Raw genomic sequence first — 11,342 nt, 5'->3', positions numbered from 1 at the left:
GCTGCAATGAATGATGAATACATGATGCTTCTTCTCAAATCCTTTTGTCAAGGCTGATTGAGATGCTCTTACCCTGGTAGAATAAGGTTTAATCTAGCCTCTCTCAAACGTTATACTTTGCAAGTAATTTGCTTAGAAAATGCCAGAGTTTTTGTTCATTGCTTAATCCCACTACACGAGATATTGCTGGTAGTATTTTACGCTTAATCTCAGAAAATCCCCACATAAAAGTAATTAAACGCCTCACAAATTCTCACTTCGGGGAATAGTGTTCTGTATGCTCTGTATAATTCACAGTAATCGTCAATCGTCAACAAATTTTATGGTTACGGCCGGTTCTCCGAGCTTAAACATATTCGTAAATGGTTTACGGCACTTTCTCTTTTTATCTCATGAAAGTGATGAAAGAGCGTTACTTTCTGTTTTTATTATCTCATGAAAGTGATAAGAGATCGTTACCTTAGAGTCGCCGAATTTCCCTAAGTCCTTTCATGCAGAAGCGAACATTAAGTAAATATAATATTTAGAGAATGTCGTGCAGCTAAGTAACTCTTCTCGTTACTATCGTTGACCCCAGACTACGCTATCAGCTCATGTTTTTAAGGCGAAGTGTTTAAAAAAATAATCAGCAATAAAACCCTATAAACTCATGTTCATGCGTACTACGGCTCTCACTCCAATAGAACTCACGACTGCGATCGTCCGGGAGCCCTTGGTGGTTTCGCCCGATACGACGGTGATGGATACGATCGCCCAAATGAGTGGCGTACGATCGCTCTGCAACACCGCTAGAACGGCGGATGGTCAACTCGACGACCTCCACCTAGAGGCGCGATCGAGCTGCGTGTTTGTAGTGGAAAACGAGCAATTGGTCGGCGTACTGACCGAGCGAGACGTGGTGCGGCTGAGTGCCCAGCAGCGTTCCTTGGAGAATTTGGCGCTCCGGGAGGTGATGACACATCCAGTCGTCACCCTCCGCGAGTCCGCCTTCACCGATTTATTTTTGGCGATTAATCTGCTCCAGCAGCAGCAGATTCGCCATTTGCCCATCGTGGACGAACTCGATCGCCTAGTGGGCTTAGTGACTAACGAAAGTCTGCGCCACGCCTCTCGACCGATCGACCTGCTGCGGTTGCGTATGGTAGCAGAAGTGATGACCCGCGAAGTGATTTGTGCTGCGCCAGATTGTTCCCTACTGGCGATTGCCCAACTTATGGCAGAGCATCGCGTCAGTTGCGTGATGATTGTGCACTTGAGCGGAATCTCTACTGAACCGCTACAAATTCCAGTGGGGATTCTCACCGAGCGGGATATTGTGCAATTTCAGACATTGGGCTTGAACCTGGAAACCTGTCTAGCTGAGGCGGTAATGAGTACGCCGATTTTTAACGTCAAGCCAGAGGAGTCGCTCTGGACTGTGCAGCAGATCATGGAGCAGCGATCAATCCGTCGGTTGGCGGTGACGGGGGAGCTAGGAGAACTATTAGGCATCGTCACCCAGACCAGTTTGCTGCAAGCCCTCAACCCGCTGGAGCTATACAAACTGGTCCAGAAGTGGGAAGAGAAAGTGGTGCGCCTAGAGGCGGAAAAGGTGGCGCTGCTGGCAAATCGCAACCTTGAGCTCGAGCAGCAGGTGGAAGCTCGGACAGCCGCCCTCCAAGCAAAGGCCGATCGAGAGCAACTTCTCAATACCATTGCCGAGCAGATCCGCTCGTCCCTGAATTTGTCAGATATTCTGCATACTACAGTGCAGGAAATTCACTCGCTTCTGGGGTGCGATCGCGTCATCATTTACCAGTTTGGGCCTGACTTTAGCGGCACCGTGATTGCGGAAGCGATTACCGACACTGGGCGATCGGTGCTTCATAGGGAAGCCCACGATCCTTGCATGAGCCCAGAATGGCTTGAACCCTATCGCCAGGGCAGAATTCGCGTCATCAACGACATCTACGGCGAAGAAATGACCCTGTGCCATCAGGAAATGTTAGTGGGGTTTGATATTCGCGCCAAGCTGATGGTGCCGATCGTGATTGAGGAACAACTGCGCGGATTAATGATCGCCAGTTATCGAGCCACTGCACACTCTTGGACGACTGACGAGATCGAACTCCTGCGACAAGTTTCTCTACAGGTGGCGATCGCCCTTGGGCAATCCATGATCCAGCAAAAATTGCAGAATGAACTGGTAAAACGACAGCGGATCGAAGCCACCCTGTTCGAGAGCGAACAACGCTACGCCGCCCTTGCCGCTGCTGCTCCGGTGGGGATTTTTCGCACCGATGCGGAGGGGCTATGCACCTATGTCAACGATCGCTACTTTCAGCTCAGCGGACTCAGACCAGGAGCCACTATCGCACAGGGATGGCAACAAGGAGTGCACCCCGACGATCGCGATTGGCTCATCGCCCAATGGGAGCAATTCATCCAAGGTAACGACTCTTTTGAACTCGAATATCGCTTTCAACGTCCCGACGGTGGGGTAACGTGGGTTTATGGGCAAGGCGTCGCCGAACTCGATGCCAATGGACATCGGAGCGGCTATATAGGCACCATTACTGACATTAGCGATCGCAAACGAACTGAAGCCCGCCTGCAAGAAAGCGAAGAACGCTACGTCAGCCTAGTGGAAGCCGTACCAGTGGGGATTTTCCGCGCTGATGCTGCGGGCAAGTGCATCTATGTTAACGATTGGTGGTGTCTGATCAGCGGACTCACCCCAAAAACCGCCATCGGGGAAGGATGGCAACAAGGGCTACACCCCGACGATCGCGATTGGGTCATCGCCGAATGGGAGCAATCTATCCAAGAAAGTGGCTCTTTCCAACTCGAATATCGCTTTCAACATCCCGACGGTGCTGTGGTTTGGGTATATGGGCAGTCCGTTCCCGAACTGGATGCAGACGGGCAAGTAGTCGGGTATGTAGGAACTACTACAGACATTAACGATGGCAAACTTGCCGAACAACAACTCCAGGAACTCAACCAACAGCTAGAAGCAAAAGTCGAAGAACGCACCCAAGAGCTTTGGCAAGTCAACAGCCTGCAACGCGCCATCCTCAATGGTACTGATTACTCCATCATCTCCACTGACCCAACTGGCATCATCCAGACCTTTAATGCTGGAGCCGAAAAAATGCTGGGTTACAGTGCTCAAGAAATCATCGGCAAAGCCTCCCCCGCACTCTTCCACGATGCAAATGAGGTAATGAACCGGGCAGCATCACTATCTGCGGAACTAGGGCAAAATATTCCCCCCGGCTTTGAGGTTCTTGTTGCCAAAGCACGCCAAGGTATTGTCAGCGAAGAAGAGTGGACCTATATCCGCAAAGATGGTTGTCGATTTCCTATGTCGCTATCCATCAGCACCCTCAAGGATGTCAATCAGCAAATTATCGGCTTTTTAGGCATCGCCCAAGATATTAGCGATCGCAAACGTGCAGAAGTGGAACTACAGAAAGTATCGGATCGCCTAGCTTTGTCTCTCAAATCAGGGGCGATCGCTTGTTGGGACTTCGATCTTGTACAGAACACCGTCTTTTGGGATGAGCGGATGTACGAACTGTACGGTGTCACAAAACAATCTGATTCCCCTGTGCTTTACGACATTTGGGCAAACGCGCTACATCCCGATGACCGCATCGCCACCGAAACATTGGTTCAGCAAGCCATCTTAGGACAGACAGAAGTTGATACCGAGTTTCGAGTGTTACATCCAGATGGCAGCCTCCACTTTATTAAAGCCAATGGAGTGGTGGTGCCAGATGCTCAAGGTAATCCCCAGAGCATGATTGGGATCAACTTTGATATTAGTGCTCGCAAACAAGCTGAACTAGAACGACAGCAGTTAATTCAAGAATTATCAGCCTTTAAACAGGCCTTGGATCAGTCTGCCATTGTGGTCATCACCGATCGCGAAGGGGTGATATCCTACGTCAACGATCGCTTCTGTGTAGTCTCTGGCTACTCCCGCGATCAACTGATCGGACAAACCCATCGCATTGTCAACTCTGGCTATCATCCCCCTGCTTTTTTCCAAGACTTGTGGCGCACCATTAACAGCAGTCAGATTTGGCGGGGTGAAATTTGCAATCGGGCAAAAAACGGTAGCCTGTACTGGGTCGCCACCACCATCGTCCCCTTTTTGGACGAACAAGGCCGACCTTTTCAGTATCTAGCCATTCGCTTCGACATTACCGATCGCAAGTTGGCCGAAGCAACGCTTCAGCAGGAAAATACTTTCCGTCAACAAATTGTAGAAAACATGGCAGAAGGGCTGTGCGTTTTCCATGAAGTTGAGGAGTTTCCCTTTGTCGGCTTCACAGTCTGGAATCAGCAAATGCAAACGATTACGGGTTACACCTTAGAAGAAATTAACCGTCTGGGGTGGTATCAAACCTTGTACCCGAATCTAGAAGATCGAGAACAGGCGATCGCCAACTGTAAACAGATGCAGCCGATCACTGTGGAAAGGGAAATCCAGCGTCAAGATGGACAGCGGCGCACTATCTCCATTTCCACCTCTATCCTATCGGCTGATGATGGACATCTCTATGCGCTGGCCCTGATCCAAGACATTACCCATCGCCAACAGACAGAGCGAGAAAATCGCCTGTTGAAAGAACGTCTCGAATTTCTTCTGGCATCCAGTCCCGCGATGATCTATAGCTCTAAGCCCTATCGCGACTATGAGTCAACCTTCATCAGCAAAAATATCGAAGCCATTTTGGGCTACAAGCCAGAAGAAGTTGTATCGACCCCCAGCTTCTGGATTAACCATCTTCACCCAGAAGATGCCCCTAGAGTTTTGGCAGATCTATCGGCTCTCTTTGAGTACGACACTCATCAGCATGAATATCGATTTTTGCATCGCGATGGTTACTACGTTTGGATACGGGATGGAATGCGCCTAGTGCGAGATGAACAAGGTCGCCCAACCGAGATTGTTGGCTATTGTGCCGATATTAGCGATATCAAACAAACCCAAGAAACCCTAAAAATACAACTGGCGGCAATTGAGGCGGCGATCGAGGGCATTGCGATTCTCCAAGGAGATACCTACCTCTATTTGAATCAAGCCCATCTAGAATTGTTTGGCTACGAACATCCCCAAGAACTGCTGGGCAAAACTTGGCAACTTTTGTATTCCCAACACGAGTTAGAACGGTTTGATCAGGAACTCTTTCCGGTGCTGAGGCGCTATCACGCTTGGGAGGGAGAGGCGATTGCCCTCCGCAAAGATGGCTCTACCTTTGCCCAAGGGCTGTCCCTCACCCTCACAGACGATGGATTATTGATTTGTGTATGCCGGGATATCAGCGATCGCAAACAGATCGAAGCGGCATTAGCAGAGAGTGAAGCTAAATTCCGGCGGCTGGTAGAAGGGGCTAATGATTTGATCTGGTCATGTGAACCCGATGGCATACTCACTTATTTGTCACCGCAATTCAAGACGATGTTTGGCTGGGAGGAGAGTGCATGGATTGGTAAGTCGTTTATATATCTGGTGCATCCAGACGATCGCTCTTTGGTGGTTACTGGTTATCGGGAGAATATCAAATTTGGTAAAAAGTCAAGTGATTATGAGTTCCGACACCGCCACCGAGATGGCAATTATGTCTGGGTGAGAAGCAGCGCCACACCCGTTATAAATGCAGAAGGGGAATTGATTAGCATCCAGGGAATTTTATCGGATATCAGCGATCGCAAACAAGCTGAGCTCGCCAGGGAAAGCAGTGAAATGCGCTTCCGCCGGGTGTTTGATTCCAGTGTGAGCGGCATGATGTTTGCCGATTTTCAGGGGAACATTACCGATGCCAACGATCGCTTCTTACAGATGGTTGGCTACACTAGGGAGGAACTAAATGCTGGGATGATTCATTGGGATGCCATGACCCCCCCCGAATATCTCCCCGCTGATTTTTCAGCGCTCGAGCGCCTGACACAGGATGGCGAGATCGAGTCCTTGGAAAAGGAATACTACCGTAAGGATGGCAGCCGGATTGCTGTCCTGCTCGGAGCCGCACTTCTTCCAGGCTCAGAGGATCAAACTATTTGTGTATTAGTAGACATCACAGATCGCAAACAAGCCCAGAAGGCTTTGCAGGAATCTCAGCAGTTTCTGCAAACGGTACTCGATACCATCCCGCTCTCCGTATTTTGGAAGAATCGAGAGTCTGTTTTTTTAGGATGCAATCAGCAGTTTGCCAAAACTCTAGGCTTGCCCTCTACGATCGAAAGTATAGGTAAAAGAGATTTAGATATTTGCCAGGAAGAAGTCGAGGCGAACGATTATTGTGCGATGGATCGGCGGTTAATGGAAACGGGTGAACCTATCTTAGGGCTCGAAGAAACGCTAACCCTACCCAATGGTAAACCAATATTTATCGAAACCCACAAGGCTCCCCTGCGAGACTGCTCAGGTAATATTATTGGTCTGGTAGGCACGTTTCAGGATATCACCCATCGCAAAGAAGCCGAACTGAGATTGCAACAACAAGCAAAACAGGAACGTTTGCTGGGAGCAATTACTAAACGGATGCGATCATCTCTGAATCTTGACGAGATTCTCAATAGCACTGTTGAGGAAATCCATCAGCTCTTGCAATCAGACCGAACGCTCGTTTATCGGGTTTTTCCTGAAGGGACGGGGGCTGCCATTGCTGAATCTGTTTCGCCAAATAGGCTTAAGCTCCTAGATATCCTATTCCCAGAAGAGGTTTTCCCCGAAGAGAACTACGATCGCTATATCCAAGGAAGAGTTTATGCCCTCAACGATAGCGAAGATGAAAACGAGTCAATCGTACCTTGCTTAGTCGAATTTCTCGCAGACATCCAGGTTAGAGCCAAACTCGTAGTTCCAATTATTCAGAATCAAACCCTCTGGGGGTTGCTGATTGTTCATCAATGCGATCGTCCGCGCCAATGGCAAGACGGGGAAATCAATTTACTTAAACAAATTGCTAACCAATTAGCGATCGCAATTCAGCAATCTTACCTCTACGAACAGGTACAATCGGAACTGGCTATCCGCAAGCAAACAGAAAATGCGATCGCTTTACAACTGCAACGGCAGCGAACTTTGGGATTCATCGCCCAGCAAATTCGCGAATCGTTGGATATTAATCAAATTTTGGCGACTGTGACACAGCAAGTCAAAGAAATCTTGCAAGGCGATCGGATTATCGTGTTCCGGCTATTTGGGGATGGCAGAAGTCAAATTGTTGAAGAAGCTGTGTCTAGCGAGTTCCCCGCGCTCAAAGACCATCACTGGGAGGACGAACGGTGGTCGCAAGAAATCCTCAACCGGTACTGGCAGGGCAAGCCCCGCATCGTCCCCGATGTAATGACCGATATCTGGACTGATTGCTTGGTGGAATACGCAAGCGCTGGTCAAGTCCAGTCCAAAATCGTTGCACCTATCCTGCAAGAAGTCCGAAGCAGCGAAAGCCATAGATGGATTGCCCCAGGGCAAACCAAGAAGCTCTGGGGGGTTTTAGTCGTCCATGCCTGTCGAGAACAACGAATATGGCAAGAGTCTGAAGCGCAACTCCTGCAACAAATTGCCAACCAGTTGGCGATCGCAATTCAACAAGCTAGCCTATTTGAGCAGTTGCAGCAAGAACTCACCGAACGACAACAAGCCCAGCAGCAGCTCACCGAGCGCAACCAACAACTGGGAGTCTCTAACGAAGAACTCGCCCGTGCTACCCGTCTCAAAGACGAATTCCTCGCCAACATGAGCCACGAACTCCGCACGCCTCTTAACGCCATCCTGGGCATGAGCGAGGGGCTACAAGAGCAAGTCTTTGGCATCGTCAACGAACAACAAATCAAAGCTTTACAGACCATCGATCGCAGTAGCTCTCACTTGCTAGAGCTAATCAACGACATTTTGGATGTCGCCAAAATTGAATCTGGCCAAATGGAACTCGATTGCACCCCAGTTTCAATCAATCATCTCTGTCAATCAAGTATGGCATTTATCAAACAACAAGCCCTACAAAAACGCATCCAGCTAGAGATTCAAATGCCACTCAATCTGCCCGACTTATTAATTGATGAACGGCGTATGCGCCAAGTCTTGATCAACCTGCTCAATAACGCTGTCAAATTCACTCCTAACGGAGGACGCATAACCCTAGAAGTCAGCCGTCAACAGCGCCCTGCCGACCAAGATTCTGCCGATTCCCCACCCCATTTTTTGGTCAAAGAGACCCTGCGAATTGCCGTCATCGATACAGGTATTGGTATTGCCCCAAAACATATCAATAAACTGTTTCAGCCCTTTATCCAAATCGATGGCGCGCTGAATCGTCAATACACAGGCACTGGCTTGGGGCTTGCCCTGGTGAAACGCATTGTCGAACTCCACGGCGGGGAGGTGGGGCTCACCAGCACTGTGGGTGTAGGAAGTTGCTTCACGATCGACCTTCCCTGCGCTGCTTGTGGGCCATCCTCTGTTTACCTGGAATCCCAAACAGAGTCCCGCATCGAACCCAGCCAGCCCGAACAGGGAGGCTCTCCCTTAATCTTGCTGGCGGAAGACAACGAAGCTAATATCACTACGATTTCGAGCTACCTGAGAGCTAAAGGCTATCGCATTCTCTTGGCTAAGAATGGAGAGGAGGCGATCGCCCTGGCGCAGTCTGAAAACCCCAATCTAATTTTGATGGATATTCAAATGCCTGGTATGGATGGTCTAGAAGCTATGCAGCGTATTCGCTGCGATCCAAACTTAGTTGATCTGCCAATCATTGCCCTAACTGCCTTAGCCATGACGGCCGATCGCGATCGTTGCCTTGCCGCCGGAGCCAATGATTACCTCACCAAACCCGTCAAGCTGAAGCAATTGGCAAGCACTATTCAACAACTTTTAGCTTCTAAGTAAAGATAACCCGTGAACAGACCATCCGTTTTAATCATTGACGACGATCCCAATAATTTTGATGTAATTGAAACGCTCTTGAGCGAGCAAGACTATCAATTGCATTACGCTGCCAGCGGGCAAGAAGCGATCGCATCCCTCGACATATTTGAGCCTGATCTTATTTTGCTGGATGTGATGATGCCAGGAATAGATGGCATCGAAGTTTGTCGGCAAATCAAAGCCATGCCAAAATGGCAAGCCGTTCCCATCATGATGGTGACAGCATTAAACTCAAAATCTGACCTTGCCCATTGTCTAACTGCCGGCGCTGACGACTTCATTAGTAAACCTGTAAATGCTATTGAACTACGTGCCAGAGTTCACTGTATGCTGCGAATTAAGCACCAATATGACGACCTGCAAAGCTTACTCAAATTGCGGGAAGATATGGTTAAAATGGTAGTCCACGATTTACGCAATCCCCTGGCTGGTATCTTGCTTGGCTTGGAACTCCTAAAAAGCGTAGAGTATCCTAGAGAAAAACTACAAACCCAACTGACTCGACTTTACTCTTCTGCACAAGCAATACAGCTATTAATTGATGATTTATTGCAAATTGCTTTACTAGAATCCGGTAAAAGCCGTCTCAATTACACAGAGATTTATCTGTGCGATCTCGTAAAGTCTGCCATATCAAACTTTGAAGCTATCGCTGCTAAAAAAAATCAGTCGCTGGTCGCTCAATTACCAGAAAAAACCAGTAGGAAAGTCTCGGTTGATGCCACCATGATACATCGAACGCTGGATAATCTCCTCTCGAATGCCATTAAGTTTTCCCCACCCAATAGTCAAATCATACTGAATGTAGAATTACCCACATCGGGCAACGCCAAAATCCAGGTTATAGACTCTGGGCCGGGTGTTCCTGATACATTGCGGCACAAGATTTTTGAGAAATACGAGATTGGAAATCTGATGTTGGATGTCTCTCAAATAGGCTTGGGTTTAGCTTTCTGCAAAATGGTCGTTGAGGCACATGGGGGTGACATTTCTGTAAGAAGTAATCAACCACAAGGAGCCATTTTTGAAATCAGTTTGGCCGCCTAGCTGATGGCTATCACGTGAAGTCATAAAACTTTTTACATTGTTGAACGGGTGGCAATTATGTCTCAATTCTCTATCTTAATTGTTGATGACGAGCCGGATAACTTTGATGTGATTGAAACCCTGTTATCAGAGCAGGATTACCAATTGCATTACGCTGCCAGCGGGCAAGAGGCGATCGCATCCCTCGACCTATTTGATCCGGATCTTATTTTGCTGGATGTGATGATGCCGGGAATAGACGGCATCGAGATTTGTCGGCAAATCAAAGCCATGTCAAAATGGCAAGCCGTTCCCATCATTATGGTGACAGCATTAAGCTCAAAATCAGATCTTGCCAACTGTCTAACTGCCGGAGCCGACGACTTCATCAGTAAACCTGTAAATGCTATTGAACTGCGTGCTCGCGTGCATTCAATGCTCAGAATCAAACAACAGTATGATAATATCCAGAACTTATACCACATCCAAGAAAATACCATCAATCTCTTGGACAGCACCCTCAATGAGCTGCGTGGTAACTTAGCTTCTACTCTATCCCACGAACTGAATACGCCCCTCAATGGCATCTTAGGCACGATCGCGTGGCTCAAGGACGAGCTCGAAGACATGGAGATCGCCCAAATCCGTGAGATATTAGGCTGGGCACATGAATCTGCCCGTCGCCTAGAAACATTAACGAAAAAATTCCTGATTTATTTAGGATTAGAACTATCCGCAAGTCAACAGCACAAGATCGAATCTGCGCGGACTGAATTTTCTGCTTCCGCCATTGAAGCCGAGTTGAAATACCAGGCTCAGAAGGTCAATCGTAGCAACGATCTGTTGTTCACTCTTGAGGAAGCAGAAATCGCTCTATCAGAGCGATATCTATCAAGGCTGCTCTATGAATTAATTGATAATGCACTGAAATTCTCGCCACCAGAGACAACTATTAAAGTTAGTAGTCAAGTCGTAGGGGAGATGCTGCATTTATCTGTACAAGACTCGGGGCAGGGCATGACAGAAGAGCAAATTGCTAAAATTGGTGCCTTCATGCAGTTTGATCGCAAGAAGTATGAGCAACAGGGTACTGGTATCGGCTTAAAAATTGTCCAGAAAATAGTCGAACTAGCAGGAGGAGAGTTCTCAATTACCAGTATCTATCCAAAGGAAACAACGGTACATCTCACTCTGCCGATTGTCCGCAATTAGCATGAGTTTTTCTATCAAGTTCGGTGGTATCGTTATGGAGATTGAGAAGGAATAAATTTCTTTGCAGGGGAGCGGCAACAGATCAAAAAAGATGAACTAGCAGGATAAATATTTGACTCCTAATTAGAGCTTGCTTCTGCGCTAATTCATGGAATAGAAGCTAAAGAAAAAACCGTAC

Annotated in this window: 3 protein-coding genes; all 3 read left to right on the top strand. The window is 48.0% G+C overall.

Translation table 11 applies throughout. The annotated features are described in order from the left end of the window. Positions 1–649: 649 nt before the first annotated feature. The 3 genes from QUA04_RS12865 to QUA04_RS12855 are packed head-to-tail and all read left to right on the top strand — an operon-like array spanning position 650 to position 11,164. Positions 650–8,887 (top strand): PAS domain S-box protein, encoded by an 8,238-nt coding sequence (locus QUA04_RS12865; protein ID WP_445242319.1) that lies wholly within the window; start codon positions 650–652, stop codon positions 8,885–8,887. 9 nt (positions 8,888–8,896) lie between these two features. After that, complete coding sequence (locus QUA04_RS12860; RefSeq protein WP_333257614.1) at positions 8,897–9,973, top strand: hybrid sensor histidine kinase/response regulator; 1,077 nt, start codon at positions 8,897–8,899, stop codon at positions 9,971–9,973. 57 nt (positions 9,974–10,030) lie between these two features. Then, positions 10,031–11,164: a hybrid sensor histidine kinase/response regulator gene (locus QUA04_RS12855; RefSeq protein ID WP_333257613.1), complete on the top strand. Its 1,134-nt coding sequence runs from the start codon at positions 10,031–10,033 to the stop codon at positions 11,162–11,164. The last annotated feature ends 178 nt before the right edge of the window (positions 11,165–11,342 follow it).

The organism is Microcoleus sp. S13_C5 (assembly GCF_036700845.1).
Classification (GTDB): domain Bacteria; phylum Cyanobacteriota; class Cyanobacteriia; order Cyanobacteriales; family Microcoleaceae; genus Microcoleus.
The sequence above is the reverse complement of the archived record's forward strand: the minus strand, read 5'-3'. Positions and strand labels throughout refer to the sequence as shown.